The organism is Drouetiella sp. (genome assembly GCF_059504425.1).
This window is the reverse complement of sequence record NZ_JCACIN010000046.1, coordinates 39,563-61,780: the sequence shown is the minus strand read 5'-3', so window position 1 is coordinate 61,780 and position 22,218 is coordinate 39,563. Positions and strand designations below refer to the sequence as shown.

The window sequence follows — 22,218 nt, the reverse complement described above, 5'->3', positions numbered from 1 at the left end:
GTGGATGGGTGGATGAGTGGATAAACCTTACCCCATCCACTCATCACCCCATCTACCCATCACCCCATCCACCCATCACCCCTTAATGAAGCGCTATCCCAATATCAGTGTTACGATTGCCTCAGAAGAAAAAAGAGGACATTAGCCAAGGATTGGGCGCTTCATGATCAACGAAATAGACAAGTCGATATCCTTCGATGGAAGGGATATTAGGCTGAAAGTAGGTCTGCTTGCACCGCAAGCAGGCGGTTCGGTGTTGATAGAGTCCGGCGACACCGCAGTTTTGGTGACAGCAACGCGGGCATCGGGTCGAGAAGGAATTGATTTCCTGCCGCTGCTGGTTGATTACGAAGAAAGACTATATGCAGCCGGACGAATTCCGGGAGGGTTCTTGCGCCGAGAAGGTCGTCCGCCAGAGCGGGCTACGCTGATTAGCCGTTTGATCGATCGCCCCATGCGTCCGCTGTTTCCGGGCTGGTTGCGAGATGATATCCAAATTGTGGCTACTACACTTTCCATGGACGAGAAAGTGCCGCCCGATGTGTTGGCGGTGACGGGAGCTTCGATCGCCACGATGCTGGCAAAGATTCCGTTTAATGGTCCCATGGCGGCTGTCAGGGTAGGTTTGATCGGCGATGATTTCATCATCAATCCCACCTACAGTGAAATTGAGGCGGGCGATCTGGATCTGGTCGTCGCAGGCTCACCCGATGGCGTGATCATGATCGAGGCGGGCGCTAATCAACTGCCTGAGCAGGACATCATTGAGGCGATCGAGTTTGGCTACGAGGTGGTGGCTGACCTGATCCAGGCACAGCGCGATCTGATGGCAGAGCTGGGTATCGAGCTGGTACAGGAGACAGAGCCTCCGGTTGATCCGACGCTGGAAGACTTCATTGGCGATCGCGTCAACGATGCTGTGAAGCAAATCTTGGCTCAATTCTCGCTCACCAAGTCTGAGCGCGAGGCGGCTCTGGATGAGGTGAAGGCGACTGTGGTGACGGCGATTGCCGAAATGCCTGAAGAAGACCCAATTCGCGCTGCGGCGGCGAAAAACTCTAAGGCGCTGGGCAATACCTTCAAGGGCATCACCAAGAAGCTGATGCGTCGCCAAATTGTGGAAGATAACGTCCGCGTCGATGGACGCAAGCTGGACGAAGTGCGCCCCATCTCCTGCCGGACGGGAGTTTTGCCCAATCGAGTTCATGGCAGTGGCTTGTTTCAGCGGGGTCTGACGCAGGTGATGTCTGTCACGACTTTGGGTACTCCGGGCGACGCGCAGGATATGGATGACCTGCATCCGGACGAAGAAAAGCGCTACATGCATCACTACAACTTCCCGCCCTACTCGGTGGGAGAAACGAAGCCTATGCGATCGCCCGGTCGGCGGGAAGTGGGGCATGGTGCCTTGGCAGAGCGGGCTTTGGTGCCTGTCCTGCCCTCCAAGGAAGATTTTCCTTACGTGATTCGGGTGGTGTCTGAAGTGCTCTCTTCCAACGGTTCCACCTCTATGGGTTCGGTCTGTGGCTCAACGCTGTCCTTGATGGATGCTGGCGTTCCCATTACCAAACCTGTCAGCGGTGCAGCAATGGGCTTGATTAAGGAGGGCGAAGAAGTCCGTATCCTGACGGATATTCAGGGCATTGAAGACTTCTTGGGCGACATGGACTTCAAGGTTGCGGGTACCGATCACGGCATCACGGCACTGCAAATGGACATGAAGATTAGCGGATTGCCCATCAGCGTCATTGCGGATGCGATCAATCAGGCTAAACCTGCTCGTATCCACATTTTGGAGAAAATGCTGGCGACGATCGACCAACCCCGCTCAGATATGTCTCCCTATGCGCCTCGTCTGCTGACCATCAAGATCGACACTGACTTGATAGGTATGGTGATTGGACCAGGTGGAAAAACCATCAAGGGCATTACCGAGCAGACGGGAGCCAAGGTGGATATTGACGACGACGGTACCGTTACCATTTCTGCGATCGATGGAGTCAAGGCGAAGCAGGCGCGTGCCATTATTGAAGGCATGACTCGCAAGCTTAGCGCGGGCGATGTCTACGTCGGCAAGGTAACGCGGATCATTCCGATCGGTGCATTTGTGGAATTCCTTCCCGGTAAAGAAGGCATGGTTCACATCTCGCAGTTGGCAGACTATCGCGTTGGCAAGGTGGAAGATGAGGTGGCAATGGGCGATGAGGTGATCGTCAAGATTCGAGAAATCGACAATCGCGGTCGGGTTAACCTGACGCGGTTAGGCATTCACCCAGACGAAGCTTCTGCTGCGCGAGCTTCAACTGAGAAGTAATGTCGTTTGACGTGTCTGTCTCCCATAGCAAGGTTTGATAGAGTAGGGGCTTGGCACTGCCAAGCCCCTAGTTAATGCCTGCTTATCTGTACAGCCTTGGGTGTATGGAGCAACCGTCAAGGCATTTAGGACGGGGCATTTTGGGTGGGGCGCGAAGCGCCCCACCCAAAATGCTCTAAGCAAACTGGCGACACCTATAGGTTGCTCAATCCCGAATAGGTTCAGGCAGTTCTTCAGGCATGGGAATTGAGGGTGGATAGGGATCGGGTAGCGGCGATGGCGGTAGCGGGTCTGGCAGTGGATCTGGCATCGGCTGGGGAATGGGTTGAGGCATCGGCTGGGGCGGTAAAGGCGGCTCTGGTGGAACAACAATAGCTCGCTCAAATAAGGCTTGCGATTGGATTAAGATGCGATCGAATGTCATAGTAGCCTCTAGAATTTTGCTCATTTCAGATCAACCTGCTAGTTCTTCTTCTTTGTGCGTCAGAATGGTGCAGTCTGAGGTCGGGTGGGCAACGCAGATTAGAACATAGCCCGCAGCAATTTGCTCCTCTTCCAGAAATGACTGATCGGCTTGATCAACAGTGCCTGTGACTAGCTTTCCAGCGCAAGTTGAGCAAACCCCCTGACGACAGGAGGAAGGAAGCTCCATCCCTGCACTTTCGGCAGTTGCCAAAACATATTCGTCATCCGGGACTTCCACCGTTTGGTCGATGCCCTCACTCTCATTCATTAGCCTGATTTGGTACGATACTGCCATGCGCTCTTCCCTCCTATCAGATGTTGATTGCACACAGATATAGATTGCACAGAGCCAATTTGCCCTCGACCGCCTATGTGCAAGAGTATCCTGATTGATTTAGGAATTTCTCTATCTGAGGGCAGCCTGTTTCCTAGAATCGATCGCCTCTAAGACAGATCTAACGCTTTGCACCTCGGTCAGCCCTGACCGCGAAATAGCCGCTTAGCTGCTCGTCCCTTAATTCTCTAGCCTCTGAGCGCTACAATAAGTCCAGCATTGCAGAAGGAACTGCGCCTTCTGGGGAATCTCCAGAGAACTTTTTTCTGGTTTTTTAGCAGCGGTTGCGGCGACGTTTGGAGAGTCAAGTATGGCAATTCTTCACGGTAGCTGGATTTCTCAGTCTCAAGCTCTTGCCTCAGCAGGGAGGGCAGAGGAGTCGATCGAGCATGGCGGCTTCTTCATTTGGGGCGAAGTCTGGCGACGGGTTGAACCGCTTGTCTTGGAGGAAGCAACAGAATCAAGACATCTGAACTCAGATGTGCCCCACCCATTTGCGATGACTGCTAAAGAATTGCGGGATTGGTTGCAATTGCTCCATGCATCCCAGCAGCTCAACTGGACGGTGGCAGAATTTTCGCTGGCGGCGACGACGCAAGGGAAATCGCGCAAACGTGGGGCAACGCTGGAAGCCGAGCCGCCGTTGGAGCGATCGCCTCGCTGGCAGACTTTTACTTTTGCGGCTCCCACCTACCGAACGGTTGCGGATGATCAGGCGGCTTTTGTCCCTCGGCACTCTGCGGCGGAGAGCGATCTGGAGGCTGCACAGGCACTATATCCCTGGCAGGTGCAAGGCATTTGGCTAACGGCAGCCGAGGCTCTGGCGCTGCTTCAGTCGTTGCCCCTCAGCTCGGTTCAGGACGAGGAATCTGCCTGGATGGGGGGAGATTTGCGGTTTTGGTCGCATGTGACGCGTTGGCAGCTCGATTTGCTGGCACGAACCAAATTTTTATCCCATCTGACGCGTCTGACGGCAGAAAAGGCGATCGCGCAATGGCAGGTCTTGATTGACAGCGCCACCGATCAGGGGCGGCTAGAGCAGTTTGCCCGTCAGATACCTGGAGCCTGCCGCGCCTATGCTCTAAGCCATGAGGGCTTGAGTCATGAGGCCCTGAGCCATGAGAATGGCTTAAAGAATGGAGAACACCTGATTCGCTCTTTCCTCAATGGCACGATCGATACGGTTGTGCGATCGCTAACTGCCCTTCAGCCCTTGCCCAATGTTCCCCTACTCAAGGAAACGCCTCTGCGAGAGTGGCTTCAGGCGCTGGGCGGCGATCCAATGATTGCTCTAGATACGGCTAGGCTCGATCGCCTGGAGTCGGTGCTGTCCCAATGGACGGCACTGCTTCAGCATCAGCTTAACCAGAAACTTGCTGCCTTTCGCACCTGCTTTTACCTCCAGCCACCTGCTACAGGTCAAGGCAATTGGGCTTTGGAGTATTACCTGCAAGCCGTGAATGACCCAGAGTTTTTGGTGGGCGCGCGGGTGATTTGGAGGAATCCTGTGGAGCGTCTAGAGTATGGGGGACGGGCGATCGATTTACCCCAAGAAACGCTGCTGGCTGGTCTGGGTCTGGCTTCCCGGCTGTATCCTGTGGTGGAACCCAGCTTGCAGGTGCAGCAGCCTCAGTCTTGCCCACTTAACCCGCTTCAGGTCTTTGAGTTTATTAAATCTGCGGCATGGCGCTTGCAAGACAGCGGTTTTGGGGTGGTGCTGCCGCCAAGCTTAGCGAACCAGGAGGGCTGGGCAAATCGGCTAGGGCTACGGGTGCAGGCGGAAGCGCCTAAGCTGGGCAAAAAGCAGCGGCTGGGGCTGCAAAGTTTGCTCAACTTCAAGTGGGAGCTGACGATCGGCGGACAAAGATTATCTAAAGTAGAGTTCGATCGCCTGGTGGCACAAAACGCGCCTCTAGTAGAGGTGAACGGCGAATGGGTGGAGCTGCGTCCGCAGGACATCAAGGCGGCTCAGACTTTCTTTGACAGTCGCAAAGATCAGATGGCGCTGTCTCTAGAGGATGCGCTGCGCATCAGCACGGGCGACACGCAGATGATTGAAAAGCTTCCTGTGGTCGGCTTTGAGGCATCAGGCACCTTGCAGGAACTCATCAATGCGCTCACCACTGGAAATCAAAGCGTTGAATTAATCTCTACACCCAATGGTTTTCAGGGTGAGCTGCGTCCTTATCAGTTGCGGGGTGCGTCGTGGCTGACATTCCTCGAACGCTGGGGGCTAGGAGCCTGCCTTGCCGATGATATGGGGCTGGGCAAAACCATTCAGCTGATCGCCATGATGCTGCACCTGCAAGAGCAGGAGATGCTAGAGAAGCCCACCCTGCTGGTGTGCCCTACCTCTGTATTGGGCAACTGGGAACGGGAGATTCGGCGATTTGCGCCTAGCCTCAAGGTGATTGTGCATCATGGGGATCGGCGATCGCAGGGCAAAGCCTTTACCAAAGCCGTCAAAGATCAGCACTTGGTGATCACGAGCTATTCGCTGATTCACCGCGACCTAAAGGACTTGCAAAGCCTTTCCTGGCAGGGAATTGTGCTAGATGAAGCGCAGAACGTGAAAAACTCTGATGCGAAGCAGTCTCAGGCGGCGCGACAGATTGACACACAGTTCCGCATTGCCCTGACCGGAACGCCCGTCGAGAATCGCCTCTCGGAACTTTGGTCAATCATGGACTTCCTGAATCCGGGCTACTTGGGTCCCAAGAATTTCTTCCAGCGCCGCTTTGCCGTGCCGATCGAACGCTATGGCGATACCGCTTCTCTGAAAACGCTGCGGGCATTGGCTCAGCCGTTTATCTTGCGTCGATTGAAAACCGATCGCTCCATTATTCAAGACTTGCCCGACAAGCAGGAGATGACGGTGTTTTGTGGCTTGACGGCAGAGCAAGCCGCCCTTTATCAAAAGCTGGTGGATCAGTCGCTGGAGGCGATTGAATCGGCGGAGGGTATTCAGCGGCGCGGCATGATTTTGGCGCTATTGACCCGGCTGAAGCAGGTCTGTAACCATCCGGTGCTGTTCAAAACAGGGGATGCTGAAACCCACTCTAGCGCTCAGTTTGCTAGCCACTCTGGGAAATTGCAGCGCCTTGAGGAAATGCTGGAGGAGATTCTGCTCACGGGCGATCGCTCCCTGATCTTCACGCAGTTTGCGGAGTGGGGAAAGCTGCTTCAGCCCTACCTGGCGAAAAAGTTCGATCGGGAGGTGCTGTTTCTCTACGGCGGTTCTTCCAAAAAGCAGCGAGAGGAAATGATCGATCGCTTCCAGAACGATCCGCAGGGCGCGAGGATTTTTATCCTGTCCCTGAAGGCGGGCGGTGTCGGCTTGAACCTGACCCGCGCCAACCACGTGTTTCACTTCGATCGCTGGTGGAATCCGGCGGTGGAAAATCAGGCAACCGATCGCGTCTTCCGCATTGGGCAAACCCGCAACGTCCAGGTTCACAAGTTTGTCTGCACAGGCACCCTGGAAGAACGCATCCACGAGATCATCGAAAGCAAAAAAGCCCTCTCGGAGCAGGTGGTGGGCGCAGGGGAAAACTGGCTAGCTGAGCTAGATACCAACGGGCTAAGAGATCTGCTGTTGCTCGATCGGGCGGCGGTGATTGACGATAGTGACTGAACACCCTCTACCGCAACTCATGAGAAAAAACGCTCATAGTCGTCGTGACTGCCAATCCAAAATCACGTCACTGTGTCGCCTTCTAATACTCCAAGTGCTCGATGGCTTCGCGTTATCCTGACAGACCAGATTTTTTCTTCACTGTTGATGCACTTAAAATGTAAGGATGGATGAAACGCGTTCTCTTCCCAAAGTCGGTACGCTTTCCTTGTACTCTGCCTAATTTCGATATTCAACCGCCGATATTCAACCCAAAAGGATGGAAGAACAGCCGACTTCATAGCTGGTCATAATCCATTGCGGTTGCGTGCCCTTTAGCGATCTCCTGTCTGGCTTGTTGTGCAGCAGTAATAAGCTTTGACTGAGTTCGTTGAAAAGATTGATCCCACCTAATTTCATCCTGTAGATTGTCAATGTACTCCCGGAGGTGCTCTGCAACTCGGTCTTGAACTTCAATAGGCAGAGATTCGAGCATTTTGACGATCGTAGTGACAGATGTAGAAGACATAACGCATAGCTCTCGCGCAATACTCTGAACTTAAAGCTAGCACTAACTCTGGATTCACTGCCAGCCTTGCCTAGATGCTCCCTAGGGGTAGGATTGTGGGTGGAATAACCTGTGGGATGGGCATCCTGCTATCCCACAGGTTACTCAATTTACGATCTTAAGCCCGCTGAGCGCCGGGTTTGCCATCCTCTACAACAAACGAGGCACCAGTGCTGATCGTTGCTTCAGGTTCGGCGATCGTGGAAACGACCCGATAGTCGCTCTGCCAGCGATCGCGCGTTAAATCACACCGGACGTAGCCCCGCAGCGCCCCGTTGAAAAACTTCGTGTGTGGGTTGTTGGACAGCGCCAGGGTGACAGGCTGAAGAAACGCCGTAGGAAAGTCTGAGGAAATTGAGGTTCCCACAAACTCGGTGCCCAGCGTTTTGGAATTGGGATTGCTGAAATCCTTTTTGATGTCATGCACCCAGCTTGAGTGAATATCACCCGCCAGAACGATCGGATTCGAGGGCTGCTGCTGTTCCAAGAAGGACAAAATGCGGTTGCGGGCAGCAACATAGCCATCCCACTGATCGACGTTAAACGCCTGAACTTCTGGACGGGCATCAAAGTCGAACTGAGAGAACATCACCTGCTGAGCCAAGACATTCCACTGGGCGGACGATCGCTGTAAGCCTTCAAATAACCAGCGCTCTTGTGCAGCTCCGGTCAGGCTGGCATTAGGGTCAAGAGCCTCTTCACACAGCGGCTTCAAGCCATCGCCGCAGGGCTGATCGGTGCGGTATTGGCGCGTATCCAAAACGTTGAACTGCGCCAAGTTGCCGTAGGTCAACCGACGATACAGCCGCATATCTGCTCCATTGGGAAAGGAGAACTTCCGCAACGGCATATGTTCGTAATACGCCTGGTAGGCAGCGGCTCTGCGGAGGACAAACTCTGTGACGGGATCGCTGTCCTCAGAGATTTCGTCAGCATAGTTATTTTCAACTTCGTGGTCGTCCCAGGTCACAATCCAGGGAAACGCTGCATGAGCTGCCTGAAGATTGACATCCGTTTTGTACAGCGCATGACGGTTGCGATAATCTGCCAGAGTCCTAATTTCAGGGCTGTTGTGCTGACGAGGGCCGCCTGGTTCAGGTCCATACTCATAGATATAGTCGCCCACATGCAGCACGACATCTAGCTCTTCTTCTGCCAGGTGTTTGTAGGCGGTATAGTATCCATTCTGCCAGTCCTGACAGTTGACTAACCCAAAGCGCATATGGTTGAGTGTCTGGTTGCGCAAGGGTGCGGTGCGAGTCCGACCGATCGGACTCACTTCGCCACCCGACTTAAACTGATACCAGTAGGGGCGATTGGGCTTCAACCCCCGCACGTCAACATGAACGGAGTGGGCTAATTCTGTGATCGCCACTTCGGTTCCAGACTTGACGATCTGCCGCATGTTTTCATCGGCGGCAATCTGCCAGCGCACCGCAATTCTGGAATTAGACACGCCGCCGCCGTTGAGTGGATCGGGTGCAAGCCTTGTCCATAGCACTACGCCATCTGGAATGGGATCACCGGAGGCAACTCCGAGGGTGAAGGGATAGCTGGAAAATTTGGGCTGGGCTACGACGCGCTGCGGAAACTGACTTGTGAGAGCCAAGCCTGCTAGAACGCCCGCTCCCCGAAGAAGGTCACGCCGCTTGAAGGTTGACGGTAGAAAATGCAGAGGTGAAGGCTGTTGATCTGAAGAAGGGTGCCAGTTCATGATGTTGGTAACAACCAGTAGATGAGAAAACTCTACCAACTGGTCATTAACGGGCTGCCAAGATTTCATTAAGGCGAAACCTTTTGGATTTGAGATTCTGAAATCTTTTAGGTATAGCGCTACGCGCTTAAATCCAATGATTTATTTTTTGAGAGCCGCGCGGAGCGCGGCTCTCAAAAAATAACTCGTCCTAACTCAATTAAGTAATGCCATACGAGCTTTTCAGCAGGAGCAGAACCAGACAGAACTTACGCAAATTGAAGCGAAATCTGCCCCCCAACCCCCAATTCTGGGGGAGCCGGAGTTCAAAGTTCCTCAAATTTGGGGAATTTAGGGGACAGATGCGTAAGTTCTACTAGAGTGTCTGTCTGCCTTCATTAGAAGGGCTGGAGATCGTTTTGGGGTCGATCGCTGCATCGATCGCATCCAGCATTGAAAGATCTAAAACGTCAGGCGGAGAATCGGCTGAGGGTTCAGCGGGGGGCAGGGTCGAGCTAGTCGCCTCTGGGATTCTATTTGCGGCTGAATCTGCAATCTTCGGAGCATCAGGGACTTCTTTGACCCCTCGAATCGGCAAATTTGCGGTCAAGATGGTGGTGCGCTGGTCGCTCTCTAGCAAAAACTCCGAATGATCGGGGTCAATTTCTACATAGCGCGATACGACTTCCAGAATTTCCTGTCGCATTTTTTCCATGACTGCCGGGGAGAGATCGGCGCGATCGTGGGCTAGAAGGATTTGTAGGCGACGTTTGACCGTCTCCCGGCTGGTCTTTTGAGCCGTGCCACGGGAAAAAAGGCGATCGAGGAGTTCTTGCAACATGGGCGGACATCTGAAAGGCATGGACAGGCGATGAATAGAAGAAGCTATTCGGTGGGATTGGGTGAGGCGGCTTGACGAGACTGGTTGACAAGGCGGCTATTCGGTGGGACGAAAGAGCCGACGGAGCCGCGCCAAAAAGTCATCAGCGGGAGGAGTTAGGTCTAAGAACGGGACTGTCTCACCCTCTAGACGGCGAACAATATTTTGGAGTGCCTGCCCTGCCAGTCCTCTCTGGCTGGCTTCAGCCGCCAAAACTAAGGGTTCCCCTCGGTTGGTGGAGACAATCACTTTCTCGTCGTCGGGAATCACGCCAATTAGAGGAATCGCCAGAATCTCCTGCACATCTTTCACCGACATCATTTTGTCTTGTGCCACCATCGCAGGCTTGATGCGGTTAATAATCAGGTGGGCATTGCGGATACCGTTGGCTTCTAGCAGCCCGACAATGCGATCGGCATCTCGCACGGCAGAGATTTCCGGCGTAGTAACGACGAGGGCTTCTTTAGCTGGGGCGATCGCGTTCTGAAAACCCATCTCAATTCCGGCCGGACTGTCAATCAAGATGTAGCTAAAAACTTTGGTCAGGGCATTTACCAGCTTCTTCATCTGGTCGGGCGAGACAGAATCCTTGGTGCGGTTCTGGGCGGCAGGCAGCAGCACCAGATTGGGCTGACGTTTATCTCGCACCAAAGCCTGCTCTAGGCGACATTCCCCTGCCAAAACCTCAACTGCGGTATAGACGATGCGGTTTTCTAGACCCAGCAATAGATCCAGGTTGCGCAATCCAAAATCGGCATCCACCACAGCAACTTTGTGACCGCGTTGGGCAAGCGCCATTCCCAGATTAGCGGTGCAAGTTGTTTTGCCAACTCCACCCTTGCCAGACGTAATAACAATAATGCGACTCATGCGTTGCCGAAATAAATGGAGCAGTGGACTGAACTATAGCTTGAGATGGGATTTTTGAACCAGGCGATCGGACTTTTTTGTGCCGCCCTGTAATAGATCTTCGCAGTAGATAGATCTTCGCAGTGCGCGAGGGGTGAGCAGGATGTTTGGGAGTGGGGAGCGGGGCTAGATAGGGCGATCGCGAGAGAAATCGGCGGCGCGGACAATGCGAATGCCGCCTTCGCTGACATAAGCGACCTCAGGCTGATATTGTGCCGGGGCTTCGGGGGCACGGGCAACAAAGTCGGCAATGCGGATTTGGGTTGGCTCTAACCGCAGCGCCATGATCAGGCAAAGACCATTTCCGGCAGATCCCGCTTGCGCCAAGCCCCGCAGCGTTCCCCATACCAGCACATCGCCCTCGGCAACAATGCTGCCGCCAGGGTTGACGTCGCCCAGCACCACGACCGTGCCGGGATGGCGAATCTCTACGCCCGATCGCACCGTACTCTGAATATACAGCGGTTCCACTAGCGCTTTGCCTTCCGGGGGCGGATTAGATTGAGTGACGCTGAGCTGAGCGATCGGCTGCTGCTCTACAGAAAACCCCGCCATTGTTGCCGCTACGGCGGTCTGACGACGGTTGGTATAAACCCGCTTGAGGATTAGCTGTGCATCTGTCAGGGTATCGGCGATCGTCTGGAGCTGCCGTCCGTCGAGGAGGCGATCGCGGGTCATCAGATGCACGGGAGTGTGCGGTTGCCAAAAGCGCTCTCCAGCCATTAACCGCTGCTGAAGCTGCCGACACACTTCTGTCCAGGTGTTGGGTGCGCTGGGCGTATCCAGTTCGGGGGGCAATAGCAGCAACAGCCGTCCACCTTCGCCTTTGAGACGCACCTGCGGCACGTCTCGTCCTTCGTCAGACGGCATCTGTTCATCAGGGGCGGGTGAGCTGCTTGTCGAGAGAGAGGGCAGGGAAGAATCAGAGTTCATGCGATGCAAATCCCGTCAAAGCAGGTTAGAACTGGGAACGCCTTTATGTTACCCCTTTCCCCGCAATCGCTGATAGGCGGCAGCTAGGGCATGGCGATCGCCCACATTACCCGGAAACAGCACCACGGGCATTTTCGGAAACTGGGGATGGTCGTCGGGCGTGATAATGACGGAAACTCCGGGCAAAATTTGACCCAGCAGACGGGCGGCGGTTAATGCAAGTCCATTGCTAAGAGTGTCGTTGGAGGTGATGCCGCCTTTGCTGATCAAAAAGCCGATATCGGCAGGCAAGCCCTTTTCGATGTCCATCAGCAGGTCAGAAACGGCGGTGCCAAAGTCGAGACGGGTTTGAACATCGTCAAAGCTCAGCTCTTGGCGACTGGTGTAGATCACAGGGGTTTTGCCCTCGGCATGGGCGGCATGGACTTGTTCTAGAGCTTCCTGGAGCAGGCGCGATCGCGCCTGCAAATCTTCCAGCAGCCGGGATACCTCAATCTCAATGCCCACGATCGCTTCTGCCTTGAGCAATTCCTCAAACTGCTCAGTCGTCTTCTGAACGTGAGATCCGACAATCACAGCTCCGGGCTTACCGTTGCGCGTGTAGGATGCCATGTCTTCGGAGGGAACAGGCTGGGGTGGCAGGGCTGCTAGCGCCGTCAGCAGACTTGCCGCGCTGCGAAACAAAAACCGCTTGCCCTGCGAGGCGGCAGCCAGGATCGCGGCGGCAAACTGGTTGAGATCTTCTTGCGTTTCGGCATCGACCACGGCGCACTGGTTATCGTGGAACTGAATTAGCCGCTGACGCAGCGCCTCCTGATCCGATCGCACGTCCTCCAGCAAAATCCGCTCGACTTGGGTTGCCTTGATCTTGCCCTCGGTTTTCTCTTCCACGTAGTCCGGCAGATAGCTATGGCTAAAGGCAAACACCGAATCTTTGGCAAACTCAGTTTCATGTACGGGGGTCGGCACGCCGTTCACCATCAGGTAATGCACGCTGTCTTTTGTGAACCGTCCGCCCTCAAAGAATGCTGGCGTGAGGAAATGGGCGTCAAAGGAGCCTAGCTCTTGGGCGATCGCATCGGTTTCCACCGGGTAATGTCCTCGCAGCGTCGAGTCGGAGCGGCTGACGATCAGGAAATCGGTGATCTGGGCGATCGCTAATGCCTGCTTTAGGTTCTGGCAAACTTCTCGCGTGGTGTGCAGGGCATTCTCGGCGGTCATGGCTCTCGTGTTGGTCAGCACAAAGAAAATCGGTGCGGCATCCCGTAGCCCCAACAGCAGCGTTTCCACATCCCAACGCATGAGCAGGAGGCAGCTATGAACGGTTTGGGAACCAGTGGGGTCGTCGTCGAGAACGATGATTTTTGGGGTAGGCATGGGGAGATGGGGAGCGAGGGACAATCTATTCACGATAATATGTGCTGGTCTTAATTAAGAGCGCCGATCGCCCCAATCGAACATGATGCTGTAGGTTGCCTCAGTGTTAATCTGGCGCAGTATTCGCAGATACGCCTCGGCATCGCTGCGGCGGCGAAAGCGTTCTATGACGATCGTGCGGGCGTTGGGCAAGCAGAGAATGATGCACCAGGGAAACAAAATCTCGGAGTAAGACATGGGAAATGGGGGCGATCGGGCGATCGCGCTAGGGGGATGGGTAGGATTGCAAGGCGGCTCTCGTTCACAGACGAACGCAGCTAACTCGCCGCATTGCGAGGACAAAAGACCGTAAATCGCTGAATTGATGAGAAACTAAGGAACGAACCAAAGGCTTTCAAGGCAAACGCTGGCTGGCGATCGCCCGAAAATCTTGGATCACTTATCCATAAAAGTTATATAAGCAGACTTTAAACCCGTTTGTCAATATGGGTTATATAAGTGTTCTTTAACAAAGCATGACTAAAGAACCACAGCAAGATAAAGAATCTCCGCTAAGAAAGCGTAGAGAAGAATTGGGTTTGACGCAGAGAGAAATTGCTGCGGCACTCGACAAAACCGTTCAAACCATCAGCAATTGGGAAACAGGCTTGTATGAGCCAAAAATGACTCCCCGCGAGGTAAAGCGGCTCTGTCGGTTGATGGGCTGGACGCTGGAAGAAATGCCCGACGAGTTTGCTGCTCCCAAGGAATAGCTGATTACTAACTACTTTTGGAGATTATGGAGAGCGATCGCTCTAATCTTGCACTAGGCGAATTAGGCAGAGCTTTAGCAAGAATTAGCCCGAAAAAATCATGATTTTTTCGGGCTAATCAGCAGGTAAGAAGTATCATGCGGAAAAGAGGTTAGTCTAATTCCCTATTTCAGGAATTAGGCGAAAAATATTTGGGCTAATGCGCCAATTGAGTGAATACCCCGACGGGATTCAGCCTAATCAATAGTTATGTCTCTCACCCCTATGATGCACACTACTAGGTTTTCATCTCATGAAGGCTACTGAATTCAAAATTTTAACAGAATTAGATGCCAGAAAATTTGATCAGTTGTTAAATCAATATCGATTAGACCATCACATTCATCAATGGCCTTTTATTTCCCTTGAAGACACTTTTAATGCTCTAGAAGGGTATCCAAAATTCCGTCAATCTTTCTCTGCCTTTTTTGATATATATCTGCAAGACGTAGCCCTACAAAGTGATCTTAAAGTTATTCAAGATGAGACAAATCGTGAATACAAGGGAGGAGAAATCGACGGTTTTTTCTCCCTTCGTATGGGACGATACATAGCCTCAAGTAATACAGCCATACGACTTCGAGCAATGTGGGACAAGTTGATGGGTCTTAAAGTACTGTTATATTGTCCAGATAAATATGAGAGCTTCTCTGGAGCAAAAAGCAGGCTTAGAGCATTTAAAAAGGTTGTAGATACATGGAAAATAGCCGATGAAAAGCAGATAGAGGAGGCTGAGGAGTGGAATAAGGCTTTAGAACAGTCTATTGATCAATTTGAGAAATATGTTAGAGAGATTGACGATAATTTTCGTACTGCTGAAGCGCATAGTGTTGGACGAATGTGGAAGTGGGCATTTGTGAAGCAAGAAGATGAGGACGATCCTTTTGAAAAGTTGTTGCTAGCAAGCAATGATATATATGAGCAACTGAATGAGGTATCATTTTTCCTTAAATTCCGTGCAGCGCGAAAGTAAGAATAAATCAAAGAGACATAACAACCGTGTTGCAGTGGAACATGAAATTTGCTTCATGGATTTCAAAGGTACCTGCGTCCGCTGAAGCGATCGGTTGGGAATACTACAAATAGGCTGTATGCGTTGAGCATCTATGTTTGTACACCAATAGCCGTGAGAAATTGTAATGCGAATAAATGTATGTGTTCTTGCAGTATGCACAGAGGCTTTGATTCTATCTACAACTGGTTGTATTTCTGATAATCCAGCGCCAGAAGCACAACCGAATAGTCCTCAAGCTATTGAATCAACAGCCTCAAATCAATCTACACAGGCTAATTCATTTAGAGATGCGGTCAATCAGGCGATGGAAGCTGCAAAACTCGCACAGACAGCTAAGACATCTGAGGAGTGGACTAAGGTAGCAGCTTCCTGGCAACAATCTATTAATCTTATGAAAGCTGTCCCTGAGGCTAGTCCGAATTATGAGACTGCCCAGAAAAAAGCGGTTGAATATCAAACGAATTTAGAATATGCGCATCAAAATATTCGCACTACAGCGAACTCGTCACCTAGTCCCAGCGTGGTTGCTCTTCCACCTCATCGTGTGAGTGAAACGCCCCTAGGTAATGGCAAGCGTATTCAAGTTGACACCAATAACCCTCAACTTACTCATGATGAATGCTCTAGACTCGCGGCGAACTACTCACCCACAGCAGGTCAGGGAGGACAGATTGTTATTCAGAAGCCTAACCCCGATGCGCCCTGGAATGGTAAGCTTCTACCTTTTTGTGTAGACAATTTAGATGGTAAAGGAGTTTTCTTTAACGATTTCTACTTTCAATAGAAGTTGATGCAGCATAACGATTCTAGTGCAGCGGACTGGTCTAAGTCGATTGGATGAGTTTTAAAGCGATCGGTAGCCGCTGACTAGAACCGTTAGCTGACTTCTTCGATTACCTCCAAGATTCCACGCCAAGTTGTGGTTTACAGAGGAACGATCGCCCCACCCTCCAATTTTGCATAGATTCATCTCAGTGATTTTTGTTGCAGAGCGCGATCGCTGGATCTCTGTCAGGCTAGAGGGTTTTGGGTTACTCTGAAAGCATTATTGGCAAGGTAACCCTGTTATGAGTGTCGTAATCTCGGACGAAATCCTGCAAGCATCTCACCTCACCCCAAGCGAGTTTCGCCAAGAAATTGCACTGCACCTGTTTGAAACAGGTCGTCTGACGCTAGGCTATGCCAGTCAGTTAGCAGAGATGCCCCCTAACACCTTTCGTCAGCTTCTAAAGCAGCGCAGCATTCCACTTTACCCCTATGATGTCGAAGACTTTAACCTAGATCTGAAAAACTTACGTGAATTGGGACGATTGTGACTGTTGTTAGCGATACGTCAGCCATCACAAATTTAGCGGCAATTCACTACCTACAACTTTTGCCCCAGCTTTACGATCAAGTCACAATTCCTGAAGCAGTCTATCGAGAACTTGCTGATATCGATCCTCCTGTTCCGGGAACTCTCGAAATTCAGACAGTTCCTTGGGTTGAAGTCAGACAGGTGATTAGCCGCGAAATCGTTGAACGTCTTCAAGACGAGGTGAAGCTAGATCCTGGAGAGTCTGAGGCGATCGCTCTTGCCCTAGAGCTTGATGCAGATCTGCTCTTGATTGATGAGCGTCGTGGCAGAGCAGAAGCCGATCGCTTAGGCATTAGGATTACTGGATTATTAGGTATCCTAATTGAGGCAAAGGGGAAAAATCTAATTGTTGCCGTTAGACCCTTGATGGATGCCCTGATTGCAACATCAGAATTTAGAGTGTCCACAGCCTTGTACAACAAGATTTTGGATGTCGTCAACGAAGCTTAATTTTAAGGTTGTAGGGCGATCGTTCCTTCAATCTCCCTGCATGAATTTATCCCAGTGATTGTTGCAGAGCGCGATTGCCCACCCTTCCCAAGCTTCCGGCTCTGCCTGACAGCAGATTAGTTTAAGAGAGGAGCGATCGCCCCCTCTCCAACTTTGCATAAATTCATCCCAGTGATTTTTGTTGCAGAGCGCGATCGCCCATCCAGGTTTTCAACTTCGCACTTGGAAACCCAAAAGCAAGCCGTCTAACTGAATAATTAGATATATCGAACCTGATTTTCCATCTCATCTGCTGTGACTTGGTTCAAAATTGCCAATAATCGCTGTGCAATTATTTGAGGCGAACGACGGACAGCTAAAATTACGCCATAGTGCTTTCGTTCTGCATCAAAATAAGTCTGGATAAGTTCTTCAAAATCACTACGGTTGTGGGTAACAAATGCCCTTTGTTGATTGACTGCGTAGGCAAGTTGCTCTTCATCACTTGCCTGAAGTTGCTCCGCATCTCTTACGGTTAAAGCATCAAATCCTTTCGCATTCAGTAAATCTGCCACCAATACATTGACATCTTCGTCCAGATACAGACGAATAAATAGGCTACTCATAGATCGATCACTAATGGATCAATTAAGTCATCGGGGATGCGGTTTCGCTCAATATAAGCGTTAATCTCATCTTGATGATCGCTGTAATAACTCAACGCATTGAATATTTGTGCAAGGGTGAGGTGGGGTAATCCCTTTGAAATCTCTTCAGGGGCAATTCCCATGCGCCAAGTCTCAACAATTGCCCTAACAGGTGTACGCGTTCCTTTAATAATTGGTTCACTGCCTAGAATCTGCTCATCTCTGACGATATAAAGGTGCTCTGTGGTTTGAACCATAGTAAAATCATCTCAACAATAGCTTCATGTCATTCCACTATTTTATGCTACGCTAATGAACCGTTTTCCTACTTCCTCTAGAAAGGTGATCACTTTCTCCCTAGCCACCGTTGGAAATCCATCTAAAAAATCGTCGATCGATTCTCCAGCTTTAAGATAATCCAGAAGCGTCTGCACAGGAACCCTAGTGCCAGCAAAAACCGGAGTGCCGCCCATTATTTCAGAAGAGATGCTAATCGTTGAAGAGTTCTTGAGCATAGGTCTTTGACCTCAGAGTTCCGATCAACAGTTTATCAATTCTTGTCAGAGAGAACTGCGCCTGTGTGCTTAATTGCTAATCGTGCGATCGCTCCCACCCTCTCCCAATTTTCAACTTTGCATAGATTTATCCCAGTAATCTTTGTTGCAGAGTGCGATCGCTCACCCTTCCCAAGCTTTCGGCTCTGCCTGACAGCAGGGTAGTTTAAGAGAGGAGCGATCGCCCCAATTTGCTTGATGAGCTTCTGCTGCAAGCTTTATTTACGCACCGCTGGCGATCGGCATAAACAAAGCTTGTTCAATGCGGTGTAGCGCTTTGTCTAAATCATCGTTAACGACCTGAAAATCGAACTCGTCAACGGCTGCTATTTCAGCTCTAGCAGTTTTCAAACGACGGACGATCGCCTCTTCAGTATCCTGCCCTCGGTTGCGTAGGCGCTGCTCCAGCTCGGTCAGCGAAGGCGGCATAATGAAAACACGCAGCGCCTCTGGAAAGCTTTTGTGAATTTGTCTAGCGCCTTGAAGCTCAAGTTCTAGGACAACCCATCGCCCTTGCTGAATTTGCTCCTCTACGGGGCGGCGAGGCGTACCGTAGCAGTTTCCGGCAAACTCTGCCCACTCCAGTAGGTCGCCCTCTGCCACCATGCGTTCAAACTCGGTACGCGTGACAAAGTAGTAGTGCTGTCCGTGGATCTCCCCCGGACGAGGCGCACGGGTGGTCACAGAAGTGGATAAGTACAGTTCTGGATGACGCGCAAACAGGGATTGCAGCAACGTACCTTTGCCGACACCGCTGGGTCCAGTCAGTACAATTAGTCTACCTTTAGCCATATCTGTACCGTTGTGCGATCGCCAAATGTAGTTCAGTATACTCTGTTGATTCTACAAAACACTGTTGACTTTGCAAGATATCGATTTTATTGAACCGAGCTACTTATCTTCTCCTGCCATATCTTTACTGACCACAAAGCGATTTGCAACTGTTTCAGGTTGAATGGCCGAGAGCACAACATGTCCTGAATCTGTAATGATGACGGCTCGCGTCCGACGACCATAGGTCGCATCAATGAGCTGATTGCGTTCACGAGCATCTGTAATGATTCGTTTGATCGGAGCTGACTCTGGGCTTACGATTGCAATGACCCGACTGGCAGACACAATGTTGCCAAATCCAATGTTTATGAGCTTAATATCCATAAGTAACCCGTTTTCGTAGCCGATCAGGAACCTTGTTGCCTTTTTATGTTATCGGGAAAAATATTGACCTACAACCACATCACTCTATCCAAAGACAGAAATATTCTCAATTTTTAGAAAGTTTGGCGGTTACACCCTGAATCTTAAGGTACTGTACTCAACTTAAATTTAGAAAGTTCAGAACTTAAACCTCTCAATTCCTTAAAACTCTTGACTTAAATGATGAAATGCTTCATCAAAAATTTAGGGTTTTGAGCGCTTAAATCACTTTTCCCGCAATACTCTTTATCTCTCTCATCCTCTGTGCAACCTGTAGACTTTACAACCTTAATGGCTGCCTGTGCCGAACTCAGAGCCGATTGGCTTCCGGCTCGGCTGGAGCAGGTGTATCAGATCGATCGCCACACGATCGCCCTAGCGCTCCGCACCCTAGATCAGCGGGGTTGGCTCACCCTCTCCTGGCATCCCCAGGCGGCTCGCGTCTGTATGGGTGACCCGCCGCCTCGGCTACCCGATACCTTTACCTTTAGCCAGCAGTTACGGCATCAGTTGGGCAGTTTGGCACTGGTGGCGATCGTTCCCCTCTCTCCCTGGGAGCGGGTGATAGACTTGCAGTTCGCCCGCCGCCCCGGAGATAGCGCCCTCTGGCATCTCTATGTCGAAATCATGGGCAACTACAGCAACGTAATTTTGACCAATCAAGAGGATCTAATTGTGACGGCGGCGCATCAGGTCAGCGCTCAGCAGTCCAGAGTCCGACCCATCCAAACTGGTCAGCCCTACGAATTTCCCCCGGCGCTAACGGATGCTGTGCCGACGTTAACGGAATCTCAATCGCGCTGGCAAGAGCGGTTGAGCCTGATTCCGGGATCGCTGCGACGAAATTTGATTAAATGCTATCGCGGGTTAAGTTCGGCGCTGGTGCTGTCGATGATTGACGCGGCAGGGCTAGACCCTGAGCAGTCTACCGAAACGCTGACGGCACTGGATTGGCAGCAGCTCTTTCAGGGCTGGCAAACCTGGCTGAACGGACTAGAGCAGGAGCAGTTTCAGCCGGGATGGCGATCGTCAGGTTACACGGTCATGGGTTGGGGCATAGAGCGACCTGAGAAAACGGTGCAGGCGCTATTAAATCGCTACTATACCGATGAGCTAAACCAGCAGGACTTTTCTCAGTTGCGGCACCAAATTAGCCAAAAGTTGAGCAATATTCTGAAAAAGCTGTACGTGAAGGCAAAAGATTTTCAGTCGCGGCTACAACAGTCAGACAATGCCGACCAGTACCGCGAACAGGCTGATTTGCTGATGGCCTACCTGCATGAATGGCAGCCCGGAATGAAGCAAATTACTCTGACTGACTTTACCACCGAGCAGCCTGTCCAGATTCCGCTCAATCCTGAAAAGAACGCCGTACAGAATGCTCAGGCGTTCTACAAGCGGCACCAAAAGCTAAAGCGATCGCGCCTTGCCCTAGAGCCGCTGTTAGCGGAAGTTCAGGCTGAGATTCATTACCTGGAGCAAATTGAGGTGGCGATCGCTCAGTTTGATCAGTACATCAATCCCGAAGATCTGGTGTCTCTGGCAGAAATCCGCGAGGAGCTGATTCAGCAAAGCTACATGGATGATCCTGAGCAGCGCTACCGGAATACGGGTGCGGCTGAAACGACGAACTTTTTGCGCGATCGCACTCCCAATGGTTTCGAGGTGTTGATTGGTCGCAACAACCGTCAGAACGATCAGCTGACGTTCCGCGTCGCCGGAGATTACGATCTTTGGTTCCACACTCAAGAGATTCCTGGAAGCCATGTGCTGCTGCGCCTAGAGCCTGGAGCCGTTGCCGATGCGATCGATCTACAGTGCGCGGCAGACTTGGCGGCTTACTACAGTCGGGCGCGCCAAGGCGATCAGGCTCCGGTGGTCTATACAGAACCCAAGCTTGTCTACAAGCCCAAGGGCGCAAAGCCCGGAATGGTGATCTATAAGCAGGAGCGCGTACTATGGGGTAGACCCGGACAAATTAGAGAAAGACTCAGTTAGCTGTTTGTCTCAACTTTCAGGAAGGCTTTCCAAGCGCCACCGTCTTAAGGTAGAGATGGAAGCTAAATAGAGTGGATTAATATAGAAAAGCCTGAGGCAATATATCTACGTTCAGTTAAAAATCCTGGCTTCCGTGACTGGGATCAATGGCTGTATTCCAGAGTGCATCCTGATGAAGATTTAGGTAATTTTTGAGAGCAGTTTCGCCCATAGCCCAGACCTAAACTCAGATCTGACGGGTTTTACGGAAGCTGCCGAAAAATCTGTAGGTGGATGATGGAATCTAACAGCGGAGGAAAAGTATTATGGCAATGATAGGAAGACGAGAGTTTGTCTTAATGGCAACTGCCTTTGGAACCGTGCAGGCTGTTACTCTTGTAAACGCGCGTTCTTCTAGAGTGTCTCAGCCTACTCAAATATCTCAGCCTACTCAAAGCTCTCAGCCTACTCAGATATCTCAATTTACTCAAAGCTCTCCATCTACTCAGATATCTCAACCTGATGAAATATTCACCGATGGTTTTGAGGGATCAACTTTGAAGCCCGGATATTACTGGGTAAATGAGTCTCCATCTGATTGGAAGCTTTTGGAGGGGCGCTTAGACATGCGCCGCTATCAAGGTCACGGATTCTACCGCACTCCCGACACCTATCACGGACAAACTCCTGTCCCTATTCTCTATCGGGTAGGGTACCGACTTACAGAAGGGTTTCAGGTGCAGTGCAAAGTCGGTTTTTATAACGAAAAGGCTTTTGGGCAGGCAGGCATTCTGCTGTTTAATGACCTCGATAATTATTGCAAAGTCGTTATTGAGTTCAATATCATGCAGCAGATTGTTGTGGTTCTCCTAAAGGAAACTGACGGCGTAGACTCCAGAACACCAGAGGACTTAATTGATTTGCCTTGGCATCCCAAAACCCAAGTAGAGTTTAGGCTGACCTACAGTAAGGGCAGATTACTTTCTGAAATTCGTGAGAACGAAAAAACGCCCTGGATACGTCATTTTGAGACTTCCTGCAATTTGCCTGAAGGTCCCGTCAAGGTAGGGCTATTTGCAGAGAGCGATCAGCCTAGCGAAGGTTCTGCTGAACATGCCTGGTTTGACGATTTTGTGATTAGACCCGGCGTATAGCCAACGCGTGT

The 22,218-nt window shown here is 51.3% G+C and carries 25 protein-coding genes; 9 read left to right on the top strand and 16 right to left on the bottom strand.

The window, feature by feature from the left end:
• Positions 1-166: 166 nt before the first annotated feature.
• Positions 167-2,314 (top strand): polyribonucleotide nucleotidyltransferase, encoded by a 2,148-nt coding sequence (locus AC5JMP_RS11030; protein WP_495851722.1) that lies wholly within the window; start codon positions 167-169, stop codon positions 2,312-2,314.
• 205 nt (positions 2,315-2,519) lie between these two features.
• On the opposite strand, the gene AC5JMP_RS11025 is transcribed toward AC5JMP_RS11030, so the two are convergent.
• Together AC5JMP_RS11025 and AC5JMP_RS11020 are read right to left on the bottom strand one after the other, a co-directional pair.
• Complete coding sequence (locus AC5JMP_RS11025) at positions 2,520-2,762, bottom strand: hypothetical protein (protein WP_495851512.1); 243 nt, start codon at positions 2,760-2,762, stop codon at positions 2,520-2,522.
• A 6-nt stretch (positions 2,763-2,768) separates the two neighbouring features.
• The gene (locus AC5JMP_RS11020) at positions 2,769-3,074 is read right to left on the bottom strand and encodes a 2Fe-2S iron-sulfur cluster-binding protein (protein WP_495851511.1); all 306 of its coding nucleotides are present in this window, start codon (positions 3,072-3,074) and stop codon (positions 2,769-2,771) included.
• A gap of 349 nt (positions 3,075-3,423) precedes the next feature.
• On the opposite strand from AC5JMP_RS11020, the gene AC5JMP_RS11015 reads away from it, so the two are divergent.
• A complete protein-coding gene (locus tag AC5JMP_RS11015) occupies positions 3,424-6,747 on the top strand; it encodes a sll1366 family intein-prone helicase (protein ID WP_495851510.1) in 3,324 nt (1,107 codons plus the stop codon).
• A 62-nt stretch (positions 6,748-6,809) separates the two neighbouring features.
• Here AC5JMP_RS11015 and AC5JMP_RS11010 read toward each other — a convergent pair whose 3' ends face one another.
• The 8 genes from AC5JMP_RS11010 to AC5JMP_RS10975 all read right to left on the bottom strand — a co-directional run bounded on the left by AC5JMP_RS11010 (position 6,810) and on the right by AC5JMP_RS10975 (position 13,428).
• Complete coding sequence (locus AC5JMP_RS11010; RefSeq protein WP_495851509.1) at positions 6,810-7,028, bottom strand: hypothetical protein; 219 nt, start codon at positions 7,026-7,028, stop codon at positions 6,810-6,812.
• On the bottom strand, positions 7,025-7,255 hold the full coding sequence (locus AC5JMP_RS11005) for a hypothetical protein (RefSeq protein WP_495851508.1): 231 nt from the start codon (positions 7,253-7,255) through the stop codon (positions 7,025-7,027). Before AC5JMP_RS11005 ends, AC5JMP_RS11010 begins: the two co-directional genes overlap by 4 nt.
• 157 nt (positions 7,256-7,412) lie before the next feature.
• Positions 7,413-9,008, bottom strand: coding sequence for an alkaline phosphatase D family protein (locus AC5JMP_RS11000; protein WP_495851721.1), 1,596 nt, complete (start codon positions 9,006-9,008; stop codon positions 7,413-7,415).
• 355 nt (positions 9,009-9,363) lie between these two features.
• Positions 9,364-9,828 carry a cell division topological specificity factor MinE gene (gene minE, locus AC5JMP_RS10995; protein ID WP_495851507.1) on the bottom strand — a complete coding sequence of 155 codons (465 nt, stop codon included), beginning with the start codon at positions 9,826-9,828 and terminating at the stop codon, positions 9,364-9,366.
• Positions 9,829-9,924: 96 nt separating this feature from the next.
• Positions 9,925-10,737, bottom strand: coding sequence for a septum site-determining protein MinD (gene minD, locus AC5JMP_RS10990; protein WP_495851506.1), 813 nt, complete (start codon positions 10,735-10,737; stop codon positions 9,925-9,927).
• 165 nt (positions 10,738-10,902) lie between these two features.
• The gene (gene minC, locus AC5JMP_RS10985; RefSeq protein ID WP_495851505.1) at positions 10,903-11,709 is read right to left on the bottom strand and encodes a septum site-determining protein MinC; all 807 of its coding nucleotides are present in this window, start codon (positions 11,707-11,709) and stop codon (positions 10,903-10,905) included.
• A gap of 48 nt (positions 11,710-11,757) precedes the next feature.
• The gene (locus AC5JMP_RS10980) at positions 11,758-13,086 is read right to left on the bottom strand and encodes a four-carbon acid sugar kinase family protein (RefSeq protein ID WP_495851504.1); all 1,329 of its coding nucleotides are present in this window, start codon (positions 13,084-13,086) and stop codon (positions 11,758-11,760) included.
• A gap of 54 nt (positions 13,087-13,140) precedes the next feature.
• The gene (locus tag AC5JMP_RS10975; RefSeq protein ID WP_495851503.1) at positions 13,141-13,428 is read right to left on the bottom strand and encodes a hypothetical protein; all 288 of its coding nucleotides are present in this window, start codon (positions 13,426-13,428) and stop codon (positions 13,141-13,143) included.
• A 173-nt stretch (positions 13,429-13,601) separates the two neighbouring features.
• Between AC5JMP_RS10975 and AC5JMP_RS10970 the strand changes: the two genes are divergently transcribed.
• The 5 genes from AC5JMP_RS10970 to AC5JMP_RS10950 all read left to right on the top strand — a co-directional run bounded on the left by AC5JMP_RS10970 (position 13,602) and on the right by AC5JMP_RS10950 (position 16,699).
• A complete protein-coding gene (locus AC5JMP_RS10970; RefSeq protein WP_495851502.1) occupies positions 13,602-13,838 on the top strand; it encodes a helix-turn-helix transcriptional regulator in 237 nt (78 codons plus the stop codon).
• Between the two features lie 292 nt (positions 13,839-14,130).
• A complete protein-coding gene (locus tag AC5JMP_RS10965; protein WP_495851501.1) occupies positions 14,131-14,850 on the top strand; it encodes a hypothetical protein in 720 nt (239 codons plus the stop codon).
• A 208-nt stretch (positions 14,851-15,058) separates the two neighbouring features.
• Positions 15,059-15,676 carry a hypothetical protein gene (locus AC5JMP_RS10960; RefSeq protein WP_495851500.1) on the top strand — a complete coding sequence of 206 codons (618 nt, stop codon included), beginning with the start codon at positions 15,059-15,061 and terminating at the stop codon, positions 15,674-15,676.
• 283 nt (positions 15,677-15,959) lie between these two features.
• Entirely contained in the window at positions 15,960-16,208 is a 249-nt protein-coding gene (locus AC5JMP_RS10955; protein WP_495851499.1) for a UPF0175 family protein, read from the top strand.
• On the top strand, positions 16,205-16,699 hold the full coding sequence (locus tag AC5JMP_RS10950; RefSeq protein ID WP_495851498.1) for a PIN domain-containing protein: 495 nt from the start codon (positions 16,205-16,207) through the stop codon (positions 16,697-16,699). Before AC5JMP_RS10955 ends, AC5JMP_RS10950 begins: the two co-directional genes overlap by 4 nt.
• 27 nt (positions 16,700-16,726) lie before the next feature.
• Here the strand turns inward: AC5JMP_RS10950 and AC5JMP_RS10945 are convergent, their stop codons facing one another.
• The 6 genes from AC5JMP_RS10945 to remA all read right to left on the bottom strand — a co-directional run bounded on the left by AC5JMP_RS10945 (position 16,727) and on the right by remA (position 19,037).
• Positions 16,727-16,858 (bottom strand): hypothetical protein, encoded by a 132-nt coding sequence (locus AC5JMP_RS10945; RefSeq protein WP_495851497.1) that lies wholly within the window; start codon positions 16,856-16,858, stop codon positions 16,727-16,729.
• Positions 16,859-16,956: 98 nt separating this feature from the next.
• The gene (locus tag AC5JMP_RS10940) at positions 16,957-17,304 is read right to left on the bottom strand and encodes a DUF5615 family PIN-like protein (RefSeq protein WP_495851496.1); all 348 of its coding nucleotides are present in this window, start codon (positions 17,302-17,304) and stop codon (positions 16,957-16,959) included.
• Positions 17,301-17,582: a DUF433 domain-containing protein gene (locus AC5JMP_RS10935; RefSeq protein ID WP_495851495.1), complete on the bottom strand. Its 282-nt coding sequence runs from the start codon at positions 17,580-17,582 to the stop codon at positions 17,301-17,303. Before AC5JMP_RS10935 ends, AC5JMP_RS10940 begins: the two co-directional genes overlap by 4 nt.
• Positions 17,583-17,624: 42 nt before the next feature.
• Positions 17,625-17,840, bottom strand: coding sequence for a DUF433 domain-containing protein (locus tag AC5JMP_RS10930; protein WP_495851494.1), 216 nt, complete (start codon positions 17,838-17,840; stop codon positions 17,625-17,627).
• A gap of 261 nt (positions 17,841-18,101) precedes the next feature.
• Complete coding sequence (gene gmk / locus AC5JMP_RS10925) at positions 18,102-18,671, bottom strand: guanylate kinase (protein WP_495851493.1); 570 nt, start codon at positions 18,669-18,671, stop codon at positions 18,102-18,104.
• A 99-nt stretch (positions 18,672-18,770) separates the two neighbouring features.
• Complete coding sequence (gene remA, locus AC5JMP_RS10920; RefSeq protein WP_495851492.1) at positions 18,771-19,037, bottom strand: extracellular matrix/biofilm regulator RemA; 267 nt, start codon at positions 19,035-19,037, stop codon at positions 18,771-18,773.
• A 303-nt stretch (positions 19,038-19,340) separates the two neighbouring features.
• Between remA and AC5JMP_RS10915 the strand changes: the two genes are divergently transcribed.
• Positions 19,341-21,074, top strand: a complete 1,734-nt coding sequence (locus tag AC5JMP_RS10915) for an Rqc2 family fibronectin-binding protein (protein WP_495851491.1) — start codon at positions 19,341-19,343, stop codon at positions 21,072-21,074.
• Between the two features lie 305 nt (positions 21,075-21,379).
• Positions 21,380-22,207 (top strand): DUF1349 domain-containing protein, encoded by an 828-nt coding sequence (locus tag AC5JMP_RS10910; RefSeq protein ID WP_495851490.1) that lies wholly within the window; start codon positions 21,380-21,382, stop codon positions 22,205-22,207.
• Positions 22,208-22,218 lie beyond the last annotated feature (11 nt).

What these genes read in the sequence shown, in the direction of transcription:
- remA (WP_495851492.1), bottom strand. Translation starts at nt 19,037, where the DNA reads ATGGATATTAAGCTCATAAACATTGGATTTGGCAACATTGTGTCTGCC.
- AC5JMP_RS10930 (WP_495851494.1), bottom strand. Translation starts at nt 17,840, where the DNA reads ATGCTCAAGAACTCTTCAACGATTAGCATCTCTTCTGAAATAATGGGC.
- AC5JMP_RS10945 (WP_495851497.1), bottom strand. Translation starts at nt 16,858, where the DNA reads ATGCAAAGTTGGAGAGGGGGCGATCGCTCCTCTCTTAAACTAATCTGC.
- AC5JMP_RS10970 (WP_495851502.1), top strand. Translation starts at nt 13,602, where the DNA reads ATGACTAAAGAACCACAGCAAGATAAAGAATCTCCGCTAAGAAAGCGT.
- AC5JMP_RS10965 (WP_495851501.1), top strand. Translation starts at nt 14,131, where the DNA reads ATGAAGGCTACTGAATTCAAAATTTTAACAGAATTAGATGCCAGAAAA.
- AC5JMP_RS10935 (WP_495851495.1), bottom strand. Translation starts at nt 17,582, where the DNA reads ATGGTTCAAACCACAGAGCACCTTTATATCGTCAGAGATGAGCAGATT.
- minC (WP_495851505.1), bottom strand. Translation starts at nt 11,709, where the DNA reads ATGAACTCTGATTCTTCCCTGCCCTCTCTCTCGACAAGCAGCTCACCC.
- AC5JMP_RS10955 (WP_495851499.1), top strand. Translation starts at nt 15,960, where the DNA reads ATGAGTGTCGTAATCTCGGACGAAATCCTGCAAGCATCTCACCTCACC.
- AC5JMP_RS11015 (WP_495851510.1), top strand. Translation starts at nt 3,424, where the DNA reads ATGGCAATTCTTCACGGTAGCTGGATTTCTCAGTCTCAAGCTCTTGCC.
- AC5JMP_RS10940 (WP_495851496.1), bottom strand. Translation starts at nt 17,304, where the DNA reads ATGAGTAGCCTATTTATTCGTCTGTATCTGGACGAAGATGTCAATGTA.
- minD (WP_495851506.1), bottom strand. Translation starts at nt 10,737, where the DNA reads ATGAGTCGCATTATTGTTATTACGTCTGGCAAGGGTGGAGTTGGCAAA.
- AC5JMP_RS11025 (WP_495851512.1), bottom strand. Translation starts at nt 2,762, where the DNA reads ATGAGCAAAATTCTAGAGGCTACTATGACATTCGATCGCATCTTAATC.
- AC5JMP_RS11020 (WP_495851511.1), bottom strand. Translation starts at nt 3,074, where the DNA reads ATGGCAGTATCGTACCAAATCAGGCTAATGAATGAGAGTGAGGGCATC.
- minE (WP_495851507.1), bottom strand. Translation starts at nt 9,828, where the DNA reads ATGTTGCAAGAACTCCTCGATCGCCTTTTTTCCCGTGGCACGGCTCAA.
- AC5JMP_RS11005 (WP_495851508.1), bottom strand. Translation starts at nt 7,255, where the DNA reads ATGTCTTCTACATCTGTCACTACGATCGTCAAAATGCTCGAATCTCTG.
- AC5JMP_RS10910 (WP_495851490.1), top strand. Translation starts at nt 21,380, where the DNA reads ATGGCAATGATAGGAAGACGAGAGTTTGTCTTAATGGCAACTGCCTTT.
- AC5JMP_RS11000 (WP_495851721.1), bottom strand. Translation starts at nt 9,008, where the DNA reads ATGAACTGGCACCCTTCTTCAGATCAACAGCCTTCACCTCTGCATTTT.
- AC5JMP_RS10980 (WP_495851504.1), bottom strand. Translation starts at nt 13,086, where the DNA reads ATGCCTACCCCAAAAATCATCGTTCTCGACGACGACCCCACTGGTTCC.
- AC5JMP_RS11010 (WP_495851509.1), bottom strand. Translation starts at nt 7,028, where the DNA reads ATGAAGTCGGCTGTTCTTCCATCCTTTTGGGTTGAATATCGGCGGTTG.
- gmk (WP_495851493.1), bottom strand. Translation starts at nt 18,671, where the DNA reads ATGGCTAAAGGTAGACTAATTGTACTGACTGGACCCAGCGGTGTCGGC.